The organism is Lactonifactor sp. BIOML-A5, from assembly GCF_009677585.1.
Classification (GTDB): Bacteria; Bacillota; Clostridia; order Lachnospirales; family Lachnospiraceae; genus Lactonifactor.
The window spans coordinates 246,480-262,548 of the sequence record NZ_WKYV01000002.1; the positions used below are offsets into that span (position 1 = coordinate 246,480).

Annotated in this window: 12 protein-coding genes and 1 riboswitch; of the genes, 4 read left to right on the plus strand and 8 right to left on the minus strand. The window is 46.2% G+C overall.

The genetic code is table 11. The annotated features are described in order from the left end of the window. Positions 1–7: 7 nt before the first annotated feature. The 7 genes from GKG41_RS02580 to GKG41_RS02610 all read right to left on the minus strand — a co-directional run bounded on the left by GKG41_RS02580 (position 8) and on the right by GKG41_RS02610 (position 8,381). Positions 8–697, minus strand: a complete 690-nt coding sequence (locus GKG41_RS02580; protein WP_072854661.1) for a response regulator transcription factor — start codon at positions 695–697, stop codon at positions 8–10. After that, positions 690–2,183: a HAMP domain-containing sensor histidine kinase gene (locus tag GKG41_RS02585; RefSeq protein WP_154256916.1), complete on the minus strand. Its 1,494-nt coding sequence runs from the start codon at positions 2,181–2,183 to the stop codon at positions 690–692. Before GKG41_RS02585 ends, GKG41_RS02580 begins: the two co-directional genes overlap by 8 nt. A gap of 205 nt (positions 2,184–2,388) precedes the next feature. After that, positions 2,389–3,576: a methionine adenosyltransferase gene (metK, locus tag GKG41_RS02590; protein WP_154256917.1), complete on the minus strand. Its 1,188-nt coding sequence runs from the start codon at positions 3,574–3,576 to the stop codon at positions 2,389–2,391. 264 nt (positions 3,577–3,840) lie between these two features. Then, positions 3,841–3,939: riboswitch (SAM riboswitch) on the minus strand. 69 nt (positions 3,940–4,008) lie between these two features. Then, on the minus strand, positions 4,009–5,301 hold the full coding sequence (locus GKG41_RS02595; protein WP_154256918.1) for a UDP-N-acetylglucosamine 1-carboxyvinyltransferase: 1,293 nt from the start codon (positions 5,299–5,301) through the stop codon (positions 4,009–4,011). A gap of 246 nt (positions 5,302–5,547) precedes the next feature. After that, positions 5,548–6,045 (minus strand): shikimate kinase, encoded by a 498-nt coding sequence (locus GKG41_RS02600; RefSeq protein ID WP_173015512.1) that lies wholly within the window; start codon positions 6,043–6,045, stop codon positions 5,548–5,550. Positions 6,046–6,110: 65 nt separating this feature from the next. Then, positions 6,111–6,698, minus strand: a complete 588-nt coding sequence (locus GKG41_RS02605) for a flavin reductase family protein (protein ID WP_154256920.1) — start codon at positions 6,696–6,698, stop codon at positions 6,111–6,113. Positions 6,699–6,719: 21 nt separating this feature from the next. Further along, positions 6,720–8,381: a putative manganese-dependent inorganic diphosphatase gene (locus GKG41_RS02610; protein ID WP_154256921.1), complete on the minus strand. Its 1,662-nt coding sequence runs from the start codon at positions 8,379–8,381 to the stop codon at positions 6,720–6,722. Positions 8,382–8,553: 172 nt separating this feature from the next. On the opposite strand from GKG41_RS02610, the gene GKG41_RS02615 reads away from it, so the two are divergent. From GKG41_RS02615 to GKG41_RS02630, 4 genes are all read left to right on the plus strand, one after another. Continuing rightward, complete coding sequence (locus GKG41_RS02615; protein WP_154256922.1) at positions 8,554–9,498, plus strand: S1 RNA-binding domain-containing protein; 945 nt, start codon at positions 8,554–8,556, stop codon at positions 9,496–9,498. A 55-nt stretch (positions 9,499–9,553) separates the two neighbouring features. Beyond that, a complete protein-coding gene (locus GKG41_RS02620) occupies positions 9,554–10,615 on the plus strand; it encodes a PTS sugar transporter subunit IIC (RefSeq protein WP_154256923.1) in 1,062 nt (353 codons plus the stop codon). Positions 10,616–10,650: 35 nt separating this feature from the next. Then, positions 10,651–11,184 carry a cob(I)yrinic acid a,c-diamide adenosyltransferase gene (locus GKG41_RS02625; RefSeq protein WP_154256924.1) on the plus strand — a complete coding sequence of 178 codons (534 nt, stop codon included), beginning with the start codon at positions 10,651–10,653 and terminating at the stop codon, positions 11,182–11,184. Positions 11,185–11,339: 155 nt separating this feature from the next. Next, the gene (locus GKG41_RS02630; RefSeq protein ID WP_154256932.1) at positions 11,340–12,035 is read left to right on the plus strand and encodes a GTP pyrophosphokinase family protein; all 696 of its coding nucleotides are present in this window, start codon (positions 11,340–11,342) and stop codon (positions 12,033–12,035) included. Between the two features lie 42 nt (positions 12,036–12,077). Here the strand turns inward: GKG41_RS02630 and GKG41_RS02635 are convergent, their stop codons facing one another. Continuing rightward, entirely contained in the window at positions 12,078–15,053 is a 2,976-nt protein-coding gene (locus tag GKG41_RS02635) for a family 43 glycosylhydrolase (protein ID WP_154256925.1), read from the minus strand. Between the last annotated feature and the right edge of the window lie 1,016 nt (positions 15,054–16,069).

A 16,069-nucleotide genomic window follows, 5' to 3' on the forward strand; every position in this document is an offset into this window, starting at 1 on the left:
AGTTCTCTTATACCTTAAATCGGTAGCCTACGCCCCAGATGGTTTCAATATACTGAGGCTTGGCTGTATTATACTCAATCTTCTCACGAATTTTCTTGATGTGCACCGTTACGGTAGCAATATCTCCGATAGACTCCATGTCCCATATCTCTTTAAAAAGTTCATCCTTCGTAAATACCCGGTTGGGATTCTGTGCCAGAAAGGTAAGCAGATCAAACTCCTTGGTAGTAAAGTTCTTTTCTTCTCCATTTACCCAGACTCTTCTGGCTGTCTTATCAATCTTTAGACCCCGTATCTCAATAATGTCGTTTTCCTGGACCCCTGTTCCAATCAGCCTTTCATACCTGGCAAGGTGGGCTTTTACTCTGGCTACCAGCTCGCTGGGGCTGAAAGGTTTTGTCATATAGTCATCCGCTCCAAGTCCAAGGCCCCTGATCTTATCGATATCATCTTTTTTAGCGGAGACCATAATAATAGGCGTATTTTTCTGTGCCCGGATCTCCCTGCAGATCTCAAATCCATCCAGCTCGGGAAGCATTAGATCCAGTATAAACAGATCATAATCTCCCTCCAGGGATTTTTTCAGTCCCACATCTCCCCTGTGCTCGATTTCCACCTGGAAGCCGCTGAGTTCCAGGTAATCCTTCTCCAGATCCGCAATTGCCTCTTCATCTTCGATTATCAATATCTTACTCATTCACTGGTACCTCCTGATATTTTCTAAGGACAAAGTACATCACTGTCCCAATATTTTCCTTGCTTGTTGCCCACACTTTACCTCCGTGGTCCTCAATGATCTTCTTAACAATAGAAAGACCAATACCGCTTCCTCCTTTTGATGAATTTCTGGAAGCATCTGTCCGGTAAAACCGATCAAAAATATTGGACAAATCCTTTGCTGCGATTCCTTTGCCGTTATCCTCGATCTCAACCTGAATGAAATCGCCGACATCTTTCACCCGAAGGTTGATGAATCCCTTAGACTTATTCATATATTTAAGAGAATTCCCTACGACATTATTAATTACCCGCTTCATCTGCTCTGCATCAGCAATCACTACCACATCCTGATCCACATAATTGTAATATCCCAGTTCAACTCCCTTGGATTCCAGCTCCAGTCCCAGCTCCTCCGCACAGTCATCAAAGTAATCTGTCACATGGATCTTGCTGAACGTATAGGGAATGCGGTTGGTGTCAATCTTAGAATAAAAAGTCAGTTCATTGATCAGCCTGTCCATATCATTGGCCTTGCTGTAGATTGTCCTGATATACTTGTTCATCTTCTCCGGGGTATCCGCAACCCCATCCATAATTCCCTCCACATATCCCTTAATGGCAGTGATAGGAGTCTTCAAATCATGGGAGATATTGCTGATCAGTTCTTTATTGTCCTTGTCAAACTGTACCTTTTCCTCCGCGGATTCCTTCAGCCGCTGCCTCATCTCCTCAAAGTCACTGCACAGGTCGCTTATCTCATCCACGCCTTCCCCTTCAATGGTAAAGTCCAGATTCCCTTCTTTGATATTCTGTGTAGCCACCTTTAATTTATTCAGGGGAGTGATCACTCCCTGGTATATCCACAGTGTAAGTCCGAGACTGGTAATAAACAGAATCAGAACCACCACTCCCAGCATATTCTTCATCAGAGACTGCACCTGAGGAATCGTCTCAACTGCACTGGTCACAATAAAGGCACTCCCGTCATCCCCGTTGTCCAGGGTAAAGTCAACCTGCTTCACCAGTGCCTGCAGTGTACTCCCCAGGTAAATCCCACTGTCCGATCCAGCCCGGAAATCACCAGATTTAGGGAGACTCTCCAGAAGTTCCGACTGATCCCCTTTGGCTCCGCAATAAATAATATTGCCATCCATCCGGACAATAAGAAAAGAGTATTTCGTTGACAGCTCTGTATTGATAGAATCCAGATACTGCACATCCTCAAAAGAATCCGGTTGATTCTTCGCCTGCTGCTGCAGGGAGTCAAAAGTTTTCTTTGTCATACTGCTCAGCATCTGCAGAGAGTTAGATAAATTCTCATATGTGGGATTCTCAATACCATATTGCTTCTCAATGTTCTTAAGCATATAATGGCTGAACCCATACAGACAGGCCCCGGTGAATACCAGAGGAACTAAAATAATCACAAAAAAAGAAATAATAATCCGTGTTTTTAGTTTCATGATTTTATCCTCTCTAAAGAGCCTAAAAGCTCACTTTATTGTATAAGTATAGCACATTCATAGAGGGTTTTCATCTAAACAAAGTCCTCCAAATCTAAACTTTCTATTAAAAAAGCCAAAAAGGGGGACGTGTTCTTTCTAAAAAGAACACGTCCCAAAATCAGACCGGCCTGTCCCTAATTCACTCAGCCCTGTCCCCTTTTAACTATAAGTATTTCTTCAAAACCTCTGTCTTATCCAGTTTTTCCCACGGAAGATCCAAATCGTTTCTTCCGAAATGTCCGTATGCTGCTGTCTGTTTGTAGATAGGTCTCCGAAGATCCAGCATTTTGATAATTCCTGCAGGACGGAGATCAAAATTTTCACGGATAATTTCTACCAGTTTTGTATCCTCCAGTTTCCCGGTTCCAAAGGTATCTACCATTACAGAAGTGGGATGGGCAACCCCTATGGCATAGGACAGCTGAATCTCACATTTTTTTGCCAGACCGGCAGCTACAATATTTTTGGCCACGTAGCGGGCTGCATAAGCCGCAGAGCGATCCACCTTGGTACAGTCTTTCCCGGAAAATGCGCCGCCGCCGTGACGTGCATATCCGCCGTAAGTGTCTACAATAATCTTACGTCCCGTTAATCCGCTGTCTCCGTGAGGCCCCCCGATGACGAATCTTCCTGTTGGATTGATAAAGAACTTCGTGTTTTCATCCACCATGTTTTCCGGAATAATGGGGGCAAATACGTATTTCTTGATATCTTCGTGGATCTGTTCCTGAGTGACGTCCGGATCATGCTGGGTGGACAATACCACAGCGTCCAGCCGGCTGGGAACACCGTCTTTGTCATATTCCACTGTCACCTGGGTTTTACCGTCCGGCCTTAAGTACGTGAGCGTGCCGTCTTTTCTCACCTTTGTCAGCTGAAGCGCCAATTTATGGGCCAGCGCAATAGGATATGGCATATATTCCTCAGTCTCATCACTGGCATATCCGAACATCATCCCCTGATCTCCGGCACCGATGGCATCAATTTCTGCCTCAGACATTGTATTTTCTTTTGCCTCCAGAGCCTTGTCTACCCCCATAGCAATGTCTGTAGACTGTTCGTCAATGGCCGTAACCACACCGCAGGTATCCGCGTCGAATCCATATTTTCCTCTGGTATACCCGATCTCACGTACGGTATCCCGCACAATTTTCTGTATATCTACATACGCCTTAGTGGTAATCTCTCCCATCACCATTACCAGCCCCGTTGTTGTGCACGTCTCACAGGCTACCCGACTCATGGGATCCTGGGCAAGCAGTGCATCCAGAATGGCGTCTGAGATTTGGTCGCACATCTTATCCGGATGGCCTTCAGTTACAGATTCGGAAGTAAATAATAATTTTTCCATACAGCATCTCCTTTGTTCTTGTCTTATATTTTCTCACTTGGTCCGCTTTCACCGAAGTACTGTTTTCGTTGCCTTATATGATAAAGTAAGAAAGATTGCACGGAAGCGCAATCTCCGCCTGCGGCGGGCTGTCACAGACAGCATCTTCCTATCCGCCGCAGTGTGATCCCCCGGAGGTTTTTTTATTACATAGGGAACGAAGTTTCCTATGTAATAAAAAAGGCCCACAACAGTGGACCTCTTATCTCGTCTGATAAGGAAACCCTCTTATTGTTCGAATTACTCGCTCAGGTTGGCACCTTCCGCTGTGGGGGTTGCCGTGACTTCACAGATCCTTTGTATCTCCATCACTCTGAATAAGAGAAAATATAATTATTAAATTGTTAACCACATATACAATAGCTCTTTTTTTATCAGCCGTCAAGTAGAAAATTATCCCACCCTTAATTTAAACTTCTGGATCTCTTTCTCATCGGCGACCTTCTCAATCTCAGCGCCCAGATTCCTTAATTTTTCCTCAAAATGCTCGTAACCGCGCTGAATATATACGATATCATCCACAATTGTAACGCCTTCCGCAGCCAGCCCAGCGATCACTAGGGCTGCACCTGCACGAAGATCCGGAGCACTGACTCTTGCCCCTGTGAGCTTGTTCACCCCGTCAATTATGGCACTGTTTCCTTCCACCTTAACATCAGCCCCCATGCGGGAAAGCTCGTCTGCATATTTAAAACGATTCTCAAAAATACTCTCTGTCACTATGCTTGTACCCTCCGCCAGAGAAAGGGCAACAGCAATCTGCGGCTGCATATCCGTGGGATATCCGGGATAGGGAAGTGTTTTCACGTGGGTACGTCTCAGACGTTTAGACGCCACAACTCTTACCGCATCGTCAAATTCCTCTACCTCACATCCGATTTCCACCAGCTTTGCAGTGGTAGCCTCCAGATGCTTAGGGATTACATTCTTAACCATAATATCCCCTTTGGTGGCCGCTGCCGCAAACATAAAGGTCCCGGCTTCTATCTGATCGGGTATAATAGAATAATTGGTGCTGTGAAGCTTATCCACACCCTTGATGCGGATCACATCCGTACCTGCTCCCTTGATATTAGCTCCCATGCTGTTCAGGAAATTGGCCACATCAACCACATGGGGCTCCCTAGCAGCATTCTCAATAATGGTGTTTCCCACAGCCATAGAAGCAGCCATCATAATGTTAATGGTCGCACCAACAGAGACCATATCCAAAAAGATATGGCTGCCGTGCAGTTCTTCCGCTCTGGCCACAATTGCTCCGTGCATGATATCAACAGATGCACCCATTGCACGAAATCCTTTGAGATGCTGATCGATCGGCCTGCTGCCGATATTGCACCCGCCGGGCAGAGGTACCTCCGCATTCTTATATTTCCCTAATAAAGCTCCCAGTAAATAATAGGAAGCGCGGATCTTCTTGATAAACTCATATTCCACGCTCACATCACCGATTGTGGAACCATTGATCTTCACAACGCTTGGGCTTATTTTCTCTACCCTGGCGCCAATCTGTTCTATCGCCTCTAGCAATACATGTATGTCACGTACATCCGGTAAATTCTCAACGCAAACTGTCTCATCTGTCATAATTGCCGCAGCAAGTATTGCCAATGCCGCATTCTTTGCTCCACCGATCTCAACCTCACCCACCAGTGGATTACCGCCCTTGATCACATATTGTTCCATATATTAGCACCTCGATATATTTTTACTTATACTCCCAGTTATGAACAACCTCAAGAAGTATAACTCTGTCTTTTTATTTTTAACGTATCTGTCTGTTATTATCTATGTATTAACACGGTGGCAATAAGTTTCTTACACTCCATATTCTACCGTGATTACTTATCATATTATAACAGTCTTAAACATTTGTAAATAAAAATTAAAGATTTCTTGAAGATTTGTTCATATTATCTTCACACTTTTCTGCTATTTATCGATTTTTTCCAAAATTTTCTGCAAAGTACCCTCTACATCCAAATTTTTCTCATTAATCGTTAAATCTGCATATTTTTCATAGAGCGGCACCCGCTCGTCATATAATCCCCTTAAGTCTTGTCCCTCTTTCAGGACCACACCCCGCCCTTTCAGGTTCCCCAACCTGTTTTTCAGGGCGCCGAAGGCCAGTTCCAGATAGATAACTGTGCCTATCTCCTTTAAGTGCCTCATGGCTTCCCGGCAGTAAACGACACTGCCTCCTGTGGCAATGACAGCCCGCTCAGCCTGCAAAGATGCGTTTACCCGGTTCTCTATGTTAAGAAATCCCGCTTCTCCTTCTTCCTCTATTATCTCCCTCAGCAGACGATTCTCCTGCTGCTGAATCACTAAGTCCGCATCTATAAACTGGTATCCCAGAACCTTTGCCAGAATTACACCCACTGTGCTCTTTCCCACGCCTGGCATACCAATCAAAATAATATTGTTCATACTTTCATCCTTTTGCATATTATCCTATTTATTTTACCATAGGGTTCCTCTTTTCGCAAATCATTTCATCGGCGTTTTTTCTTTGCACCTTTCTTCTTCCGCACACTGTATCCGAACGTACCCAGCTTCTTTCCCAGCGAGTAGTATTCTCCGTGGGAATAGACAATGGGCCTGGACAGGGAAAGATCAAACTTGCCCTTCTCGTCCATATAGGATTCATCCACATGTACCGCCAAAACCCTCGCCGTAAATAGTGTATGGCTTCCGTACGCCATCTCATCCTCCACTCTGCATTCAATGGATACGGGGGATTCCCCGATCATTGGCGCCCTTACGTGTGCCGCCGGCTCCTTTGTCAGGTGCAGATCCCCAAATTTGTCCACATCTCTCCCGGAACGGACTCCACAGTAGTCTGTCGCCCAGGCCAGCTTCTCTGTTGTCAGATTAATAACGAATTCCCCCGTCTTCCGTATCAAATCATAGGAATACCTATCCGGCCGGACAGAGATCGAAACCATGGGCGGATTCGTACAAATGGTGCCTGCCCAGGCAATGGTTATAATATTATCTCTGCCCTCACCGTCCGTCACAGAGACCATCACTGCCGGAAGGGGATACAGCATATTCCCCGGCTTCCACTCGGTTTTTCCCATCTTAACTCTCCCCCTTCCCGATTAACCATTCTGCTGAATTGTGCTCATAAAAGACGGAATCAGCTGTTTCTTTCTGGATACGACCCCAGTGAGCAGGTAAGAACCGTCTCTGGTGCATGCCGCCCCCGGAAAAGCTTCCTCTATCAATTTATTACTATTCTCTCCGTAGCAGAGAAGTTCAGAGGATTCCCCCATAATATCCGTAAGCATAAAAAACACCATGGAAATGCCGTTTTTGCCGCATTCATTTTTCATAAATGGGATCATCCGGGCTTTTACTTCCTGGAGCTCCTCTGTACTCATGGAACTAATCTGCCCTACGCCAAACGCGTCCTCTTCCACAATAAACTTTTTAAAATCCTGGTAAAATATTTCCTCCGGTGATTTCCCTGTCAGATTGCTTCCCGCCTGAAACATCTCAGCGGCAAATTTCTCAATATCTATCCCGGCAATCTGTGCCAGTGCTCCCGCCGCCATCTTGTCTGCAAACGTACAGGTAGGGGAACGGAACATCAGCGTATCTGATATGATGGCGGCACAGAGAAGTCCGGCAATGGAAGGGGTAATCTCCAGGGCTTTCTCCGAGTATATCTGATACATAATAGTTGCCGTGCAGCCCACAGGCTGATTCCTGAAAAAAATCGGCTGTATTGTCTCAAGGCTTCCCAGTCTGTGATGATCTACAATCTCCAGTATGTCGGCTGCTTCCACATTATCTACCGCCTGGGACTTTTCATTATGGTCTACAAGGATCAGCTGCTTTTTCTTCATGCCCAGCAGGTTTCTGCGGGAAACCGTACCCACATACTTACCGTGCTTATTGATCACAGGGAAAGCTCTGTGCCGGTTGGTAGCCATAACCTCTTTTATATTATCTGTAAAGTCATCTGTCTGAAAGGTGATCAGATTCTCCGTCTTCATAAGGGAGCGCAGAGGAATGCTCTGGTTGATCAGCCTTGCCACTGTGAAGGTATCCAAAGGTGTCTTTATAATTACAATCTGCTTCTCTTCCGCGCTTTTTCGGATGTCCTCATCGGCCTCCCCTCCCACGCAGATAATCATACAGCTCACATTATGCTGCAGGGCGCACAGCTGATCCTCTCTGCGATCTCCCAGAATCACAAGGTCATTTTCCTCCAGATACGTGCCCATCTTATCCGGATAGGCAGCCCCCACAAAGACACGTCCCCTGGTAAAACAGGCATGCTCATTTCCAACAATTATTTCCCCCTCCACGGTTTTGGCAATGCTCTGATACTTCGTTCTGGCACGGGATAAAAAGAAATTGTCGTGAGCATCCATATAGGACTTCGCAATGTCCCCTGTAGTTATCAGGCCCTCCAGCCTGCCGTCCTCCTTTGTAATAGGAAGAGTCACTGCATTATTCTCTTTCATAATCTCCCAGGCGTCTTTGATGGAAATATTTTTATCTACTCCGGGAGTTTCCCGTATCTCCATATCCTTTACCTGAGTCCCTACATCCGCTATATATCCTGGGGTCTCTACATGGAAACGTTTTAAAATATATTCGGTCTCCTCGTTGAGCTGCCCTGCCCTCTTGGCAACATATCTTGATTTATTGTCTGTACGGTTTTTAATGTCTGCATAGGCAATCGCTGAGCAGATAGAGTCCGTATCCGGATTCTTATGTCCAATCACATAAATTCTCCGCTGTTTTATCATTCTAATTATCTCCTATTTTTAGTGCAAATTCGCAACAGTCATCCTGTTTTGACTTATAGTAACATATTCATTCTCCAAAAGCTACGGGGAAATTGTAAATTATATTTTATACTTTCCCCACATTATGATATAATTATCAGAAAAGCGTCAGCATAAAATAAGGAGGAACACTATGTCTGAAGAAATGAAAACACCGGAAGAAATGACTGCACCCCAAAACCAGGAATCTATGGAGGATTACACCCAGGAGTTAGAAGCCTCTTTTAAAAAAATTGAAGAGGGGGATATCATTACCGGCACGGTTATCTCCATCAGTGACACAGAGGTCACTCTCGACCTCCGCTATTACGCAGAGGGAATTATTAAAAATGAAGACTTCAGCCGTATGCCTGGATATTCTGTAAAAGAGCACGTTTCCGTAGGGGATGAAGTGTCCGCCACAGTAGTCAAGACAGACGACGGACGCGGCAATATTCTCTTATCCCGGGTAGAAGCCAACGATACTCTGGCATGGCAGAAGCTTCAGGAGCTCAAAGACAGCAAAACCATACTTGATGTAACTGTGAAAGGCGTTGTAAATGCAGGAGTTATCGCCTACGTGGAAGATGTGAGAGGATTTATCCCGGCTTCCAAGCTTTCCCTGAGTTATGTGGAGAATCTGGAAGACTATCTGAACAAGCCCATCCAGGTACGAGTATTTGACCTTGACAAGGAAAAAAACCGTCTGATCCTTTCTGCCAGAGAGATACTCCGCGAGAAGGCTGAAGAGGAAAGAAAGGCCAGAATCTCTAATGTGGCAGTAGGTCTGGTGACAGAAGGTGTGGTGGAAAGCATTCAGCCCTACGGCGCTTTTGTCAACCTTGGGAATGGACTGTCCGGCCTGGTGCATATATCACAAATCAGCGAGAAAAGGATTAAGACCCCCTCTGAATGCCTCAGCGTGGGAGATCAGGTAAAGGTGAAAGTAATTGCCATTAAAGACGGCAAGCTGAGTCTCAGCATGAAAGCGCTGAACGATGTAGCCGCAAAAGAAATTGAAGAGGAAACCTTTGAACTTCCCAAATCGGAAGAAGTTACCACAAATCTGGGGTCTTTATTTAAAAACCTGAAATTATAAGGTGTTTAGAAGACTTCCTTAAGACTTAATACGAGGTGAGATAGGAGAACTATTCATGTTTAAGAAAATCTTTAACCGGATCTTTATAGATGGGTTAAGCGGTATGGCATCAGGCCTCTTTGCCACTCTGATAATCGGCACAATCGTTCAGCAGCTGGGAAATCTGATAGGCGGAAATATAGGTTCTGTCCTGTATCAGTTTGGAAAGATGGCAGCTGCCATGACCAGCGCCGGCATTGGCGTGGGCGTAGCCTGCCGTTTCAAGGAGAGTCCCTTGGTGGTACTCTCCGCGGCTACTGCAGGTATGGTGGGCGGATTTGCCGGAAAGATCCTGTCCGGGGCTGTATTTGCCGCTGACGGTTCTGTGGTTCTGGCCGGCCCCGGGGAGCCCCTGGGGGCATTTGTCGCCGCCTATGTAGCCATTGAGCTGGGACACATCGTATCCGGCCGCACAAAGGTGGATATTCTGGTTACACCTCTGGTTTCTATTGTATCCGGATCTGCAGTAGGACTTTTGGTAGGCCCCCCCATCAGTGCTATGATGACAAAGCTGGGCGCCCTGATAAACTGGGGTACAGAACAGCAGCCTCTGCTCATGGGCATTATAGTATCTGTGCTGATGGGTATGATTTTGACCCTGCCAATCAGCTCCGCTGCTCTTGGGGTTATCCTTAATCTTTCTGGCCTTGCCGCCGGAGCCGCCACCATTGGCTGCTGCTGTAATATGATTGGTTTTGCCGTGGCAAGCTTTCAGGAAAATGGAATCTCAGGCCTTATCGCACAGGGAATCGGAACCTCTATGCTTCAGGTTCCCAATATTGTGCGTAAGCCGGTCATCTGGCTGCCGGCGATTGTATCCAGTGCCATTCTGGGTCCTGTAGGTACCATGCTATTTAAGATGACAAGCAATGCAACCGGCTCCGGAATGGGTACGGCAGGTCTTGTAGGACAGATTATGACCTGGCAGGTAATGGTGCCCCAGGAGGGAGCCACCGTAGTTCTGGTCAAGATCCTTCTCATACACTTTGTCCTGCCCGGCCTTCTCGCCTATGGGGTTTCCCGTTCCATGAGAAAAGCCGGATGGATTAAGCCCGGAGATATGAAACTGGAAGTATAGCGAACAGTGTTTTTAGAATGGGGGATGACACAGATATGAAAAAAGATATTGGATATGTTCACATTTACTGCGGAGACGGAAAAGGGAAGACCACAACCGGAATGGGACTCTGCGTCAGGGCGGCCGGATACGGATACCGGGTGCTTCTGTACCAGTTTATGAAAAACAATAAAACCAGCGAACGCAGTGTTCTGAAAGAGGTTCCCAATATTACCCTGATGGAAGGTCTGGAGCAGGAAAAATTCAGTTTTCAGATGTCCAAGGAAGAAAAAGCGGAACGGACACTCTTTTATGAAGAGCAGTTTCGTAAGATCACCCAAAAGGCACGGGAAGAGGATTATGATGTGCTTTTCCTGGACGAGTTAATCTATACCATCCGCGCAGGACTTTTTCATGAGGAACTACTCCTGGATTTTCTGAAACACAAGCCGGAAAAACTGGAGGTTATTCTTACAGGGCAAGGACCCAGCCAGGCGCTGATAGACGCGGCAGACTATGTCTCTGAGATCAAAAAAATTAAGCATCCCTTCGACCAGGGACTCCCCGCCAGAAAGGGAATAGAATCCTAAACATTCTATTAATTTTTGTTAAGATTTTGCCAAAGTCACCCGGTCTATGGTATAATAGGAAAAAGCCATTCTTTAACGCATTACCGTGCTGGTGATATTTTCCAGGGCAGGAGAGCGTGAGAATGGACGATGAAACTAAAGAGGATGTGAGGCCCATGCAAAGTAAGACTCTTCCCATCCGCAACTTTGAAGATGTGGACAGCTGGGAGACCCTGATGTTTTTATACAACGCAGCCCTGAAAGAGATAGGCACAAAGATTGATATTCTGAATGACGAATTCCAGCATATCCATCGGTACAACCCTATAGAACACGTAAAATCCCGGATTAAAAAACCGGAGAGTATTGTAAAAAAGCTGAAAAAAAACGGCTATGAGTCCAGTATAGAAAATATGGTAAAATACGTAAACGACATTGCCGGTATCCGTATTACCTGCTCCTTTACCTCGGACATCTACCGTATTGCAGATATGATTGCCAAGCAAAGTGATCTAAAGATTCTGGCTTTAAAAGACTACATGAAGCATCCAAAGGAAAGCGGTTATCAAAGCTACCACATGCTTGTTACAGTCCCAATCTTTTTATCTGACAGTGTTGTGGACACAAAGGTAGAGATTCAGATCCGCACAGTTGCCCAGGACTTCTGGGCCAGTTTAGAGCATAAGATCTACTACAAATTCGAAGGAAACGCCCCGGATTTTATCAGCGAAGAGCTGAAGGAATGCGCTAAGATCGTTGCACAGCTGGATGCCAAAATGCTGTCCCTCAATGAAAGCATTAAAAAAGTGGAGGCCAATGCCTCGGGGGACTATACTTATCAGGACGAAAAAAACAAACAATCTCTTGCATAATGGTATGAAAACAGCCGGCGGAATATCCCGCCGGCTGTTTATTTATCTTGTTTTTGTCCACACACCGGAGCCGTTTACATAGTATTTCCCAATCCAGGTATTTGCAGCCATTGCTCCGTTGTCATACAGATAGTAATAATTTCCTCCTGTATATACCCAGCCTGTCTGCATAGCTCCGCTTCCGCTGCAGTAATACCAGGTACTTCCGTCTTTCACCCAGCCTGTTACCATAGCTCCGCTGCTCTTTAAATAGTACCAAGTAGTTCCATCCAGCAGCCAGCCTGTGGCCATAGCCCCGCTGTTCTTCAGATAATACCAGGTAGTTCCGCTCTTAATCCAGCCGGTCTGCATAGCTCCGCTTCCATTGCAGTAATACCAGGTGTTTCCTATCTTAATCCAGCCTGTGGCCATGCTTCCGTTTGCATTCAGATAGTACCAGGTAGTTCCATCCAGCAGCCAGCCTGTGGCCATAGCACCGCTGTCTTTCAGATAATACCAGGTTCCGCTCTCTTTCAGCCATCCGGTCTGCATGATTCCGCTTCCGTTGCAGTAATACCAGGCGCCCCCTGCCATTACCCACCCGGTTGCCATGCTTCCATCTCCATTCAGATAATACCAGCAGCTTCTGTCCTTCAGCCATCCCGTCATCATAGTTCCATCTTCTCTGAGGTAATACCAGCTGCCGCGGTCATTTGCCCAGCCTGTAGCCATAGTTCCGTCGTTTTTCAGGAAATAACGGTTCTTTCCGTCCTGAAGCCAGCCGGTCTGTCTGTAGCCATTAGTGTCAAAATGATACCACTTGCCATCAATCTGTTTCCAGCAGTCCTGTGGCCATGTGTCGTCTCCGTTGTCATACCACCAGCGGTCACCGCTCTGTACCCATTCAGGCGGAGCGATAATTCTTACCTGGAACTGTGCTTCAGCGCCCTCAAAGCTTATTGTTACAGTCTGAAGTCCACGGACAGAAGAATCAAATCCACTGACTTTATATCCCATTACTTTCTGGCTGCGGCCGTCAGAAAAATCTGCTGTCACCACCATGCCTGTTTTGTCAAAGCTGTCACCCATCTGGTATGCTGTTTTATAATCACCACTCAGAGTAATTCCAGTAACAGAGGGTGTCTCATCGTCAGCATCGTTAAATGGAGTAACTGTGATATTTTCAAGGAATACTCTGGAGTTTCCCCCTTCAAGTCTAACGGTATTGGTTGCTCCCGGAGTCATATCATTTACTGTGAACTCAGAGTGACCAGTGAAGAAGGATTTGCCCCCTGTAGCCAATGTATTTACATAAGAATAATCTACGCCATTGACAATCAGCTTTAATTTTCCTTTGTCAGGAGTTGAAAAATTAATACCGATGGTTGCTCTTCCGCCTACCTCGCCGCCGTCTACATTATTAAATACAACTGCGCTGCCGCTTTTGTGCAGGTTTGTAACCACATTGCCTGCGGATGCTTTGTCATTTGCCAGAAGTGCCGCATCCCCTTCCAGCTCTGCTTCATCCGCCTGATAAGTTACCATATCCTCGGAAGGCTCTACTCTTGGGCCGACAGGCTCTACACTGTCCAGAGTCTGCTCAACCATAAGGATCTTTCCGTTCTCGTCAAACTCCAGCTTGTCCACACACACGGAACGAAGATTCCCGGTACCCGAGATTGCTTTATTATGATAGAACAGATACCATTCTCCCTTGTACTCCACTACCGAACCGTGAGAAGTGTCACAGCCGGTGGAATCCAGGAATACATCCTGATACTCCCATGGGCCAAGAGGACTGTCGCTGGTAGCATATTTCATACGGTTTCCGTTTCCGCCGTGGTTATCAGGATATGTAAGATAATAAATTCCGTTTCTCTTAAAGATCCAGGTACCCTCATGGAAATCATCCAGTCCCTCCATGGGAACAGGCTCAGATTTAATGGATATCATATCATCATTTAACTCGGCGCCTACGCATTTGCCGCCGCCGCCCAGGTAAATATATGCCTTTCCATCATCATCCATGAATACACAGGGATCGATCATAGCATCGCCGCCCATGCCTTCGATGTACCCTATATCTGTGAACTCTTTATCCGGAAACTTACTGGTTGCTATACCAACTTTCCAGGAGTCATTCCATTTGGACTCGCTTGGATGGGGATAATAGAAATAATAGGTTCCATCTTTATATGCCGCATCCGGCGCCCACATGAACCCGCCTTCGGGGCGGCCCCACTCCACATCATCAGAGCTAAGGATCTCTCCCTCATCAATCCAGTCAACCATATTGTCAGATGAAAATACATGGTATCTGTCCATCAGATCACAGCCTCTGGCAGGGTCTGTATCATGAGAAGCATAGATATAGATTCTGCCGTCATCCCATACATGAGCGGACGGATCCGCTGTATACATACTCTTAATAATAGGGTTATTCGGCTGGATAATCTCAACTTCCTCCGGTTCTACTGTGCCAGGCTCAGTTACATCATTCACATCAATGTAATCAATATTTACCCAGCCGTTATCCGCTTTATCTCCCAGCGTAGTAGATACATATACAACATTGTCGCCGGCCTGCATGTCCACCTTTACAGACGCTCGCTTCTTACCAAGTATTTCAACCCTTTTCGGAGTTCCGTCATTGCTCTTTACTGCAATGTCATTTGCAGGCCTGTCGCCTCCGGAGCAAACATAACCCACAACAACTTCTACCACACCATTTTCCTCTCTGGGAACAGTAATCTCCACATGGGAAGTATTTTTGAATTCAAAGTCGAGGGCATCAAACCCACTTCTCATCTTATCCAGATTCGCTACAGCCATACCACCTGAATAATCATTGCCGCGCTCAAACTCTTTTCCTGGCTCAATCCCATAGGTAACTCCGTCCTCTGCCTCATAACGGGTATATCCCTCCGGAACCTCAGGCGGCGCCGCAAACACCGCAGTACCCGTAGATAAAACCATAGAGAGAGTTAACGTTGTTGCTAATAAACCTGCAAAGCCTCTTTTTCTCTTACTCCTGTTCAATGTAAAACCTCCTCTGCTTACTGTTATACTTACGATTTTGCTATTCTGCAGATTTCTGCTTATGTCTTCTTATGTCCCATATCTTCATCTCCTCCTTACATTTTACTTGTTATTAACAGAATATCACGAAAGGAACAGGATAATATTGCTTTTCTCCTGTATGTTTTTGTGTCAAGTTATTGTTTTTGCAAAATACCTGGATATTTTTGTTATTTTATATGACAATATTTTCCTATTGATATTAAATTATAGTTTTCTGTATGTAAAGTTCGAGATAAAATAGTCGGCCAGCGCAGCGTTGCAGACGGACGGATATAGGAGGGAGCACCGGGGGGCCGGGGTATAGGGACAAGTCAGCTCGAGGCTCCGTTCCCCTCAGCTAAGTCCTACCAGCTGCTAAACTCGTCAGGAAAGCCTTCCTCGTTAATCAGCTGGTGGACTGGATCTTCGGCTCACTCCGCTTAACCTCCCTGACTTGTCCCTATACCCCGGCCCCCCGGTGCTCCCTCCTATATCCTGGCAGAGACTCACTTCACATTCACGGAAAACGGGTGGGGAAGGTCGAACGTTGTACACTTTTCCTCTGGTTTCCCACTATTGATAACTCGATGTTTTGGATAAATAGCCAACTCCCTTGAACTTCCCTATACCCAGGTGAGAGGAATCCTGCGGCGGTGGGCNGGGACAAGTCAGCTCGAGGCTCCGTTCCCCTCAGCTAAGTCCTACCAGCTGCTAAACTCGTCAGGAAAGCCTTCCTCGTTAATCAGCTGGTGGACTGGATCTTCGGCTCACTCCGCTTAACCTCCCTGACTTGTCCCTATACCCCGGCCCCCCGGTGCTCCCTCCTATATCCTGGCAGAGACTCACTTCACATTCACGGAAAACGGGTGGGGAAAGTCGAATGTTGTACACTTTTCCTCTGGTTTCCCACTATTGATAACTCGATGTTTTGGATAAATAGCCAACTCCCTTGAACTTCCCTATACCCAGGTGAGAGGAATCCTGCGGCGGTGGGC